Raw genomic sequence first — 1,169 nt, 5'->3', positions numbered from 1 at the left:
GCTGTAATTCTCTGAGCTATTTGGAACATCTCAGTAACAGTTATTGTAGCAGCAAGTGATGTATCTTTAATAAGACTAATAAAAGAGTTAAACAATGGCGGTACGGAAACTCTAGCAGCCTGAGGAAGAATTACTCTTCTTAATGCTTGATTATTTGTCATACCTACGGAATATGCAGCTTCCCACTGTCCTTTAGGTATAGATAAAATAGCAGCTCTTATAACTTCAGAATTATATGCACCTACATTTAAAGTAAATCCTATTATAGCTGCTGTTAAGGCATCCAAAGTTATACCTGACGCTGGAAGGCCATAAAAAATGATAAATAACTGAACAAGCAGTGGAGTTCCTCTTACTATCCAAACATAAAATCTAGCTACTAACACTAATGGTTTAAAATTTGATATTCTCGCCAAAGCTGTAGCTAGTGCTAGGATTAACCCAAGAGTAAAGGATATAAGAGTAAGAGGGACTGTAAATTTCAGTCCCGCCTCTACTAATGGTAAAAATGAGTTTGTTAATATGTCTATTATTCTTAATGCTCTATCGTCAAAGTTCATAATATCACCATCTTATTTTGATACGTCAGTACCAAACCATTTTTCTGAGATTTTTAAGTATGTTCCATCTTCTTTCATATCTGCAATTGCTTTATTTACTGCTTCTACTAATTCGTCATTTCCTTTATTAAATAATAGTGCACTTTGTGTAGCATTATTGTAATCAGCTACTGACTTTATTGGAGTCTCTGGCTTTTGCTTCTTTAAGTCTAAGAAAGATAAACTATCGTTAACTGTAGCATCTACTCTATTTGAAACTAGTAAATCAATAGCTTGATTAAATCCATCAATTTGAACAATTTCTGCTCCATTGTCCTTTGCTATTTTACCAATGTCACTTGTTAGTGATTGAGCAGCTTTTTTGCCTTTTAAGTCTTCAAATGTTTTTATATCTGTATTATCTTCTTTTACAATAAGTACAGCTCTAGAAGTTATATATGGAGATGAAAAATCATACTTTTCTTGACGTTCATCATTTATTGAAACCTGATTTGCTACCATATCAAATCTTTTTGCATCTAATCCAGCAAACATACCATCCCATTTAGTTTCAACATATTCTGCTTTTACACCAAGACGCTTTGCTACTTCATTAGCTATTTCTACGTC

The 1,169-nt window shown here is 33.1% G+C and carries 2 protein-coding genes; both read right to left on the bottom strand.

Annotation, left to right across the window (positions count from 1 at the left end):
- Positions 1 to 560, bottom strand: a 560-nt coding sequence (locus ACUSRV_RS17025) for an amino acid ABC transporter permease (RefSeq protein ID WP_490143132.1), incomplete at its 3' end; no start/stop codon positions are given.
- Positions 561 to 572: 12 nt separating this feature from the next.
- Positions 573 to 1,169 (bottom strand): amino acid ABC transporter substrate-binding protein (locus ACUSRV_RS17020; protein WP_490143131.1); only part of this gene is annotated, 597 nt, incomplete at its 5' end.

The organism is Sporacetigenium sp. TC11 (assembly GCF_058146105.1).
Note: the sequence above shows the minus strand (reverse complement) of the source record. Positions and strands in the feature narration are given on the sequence as shown.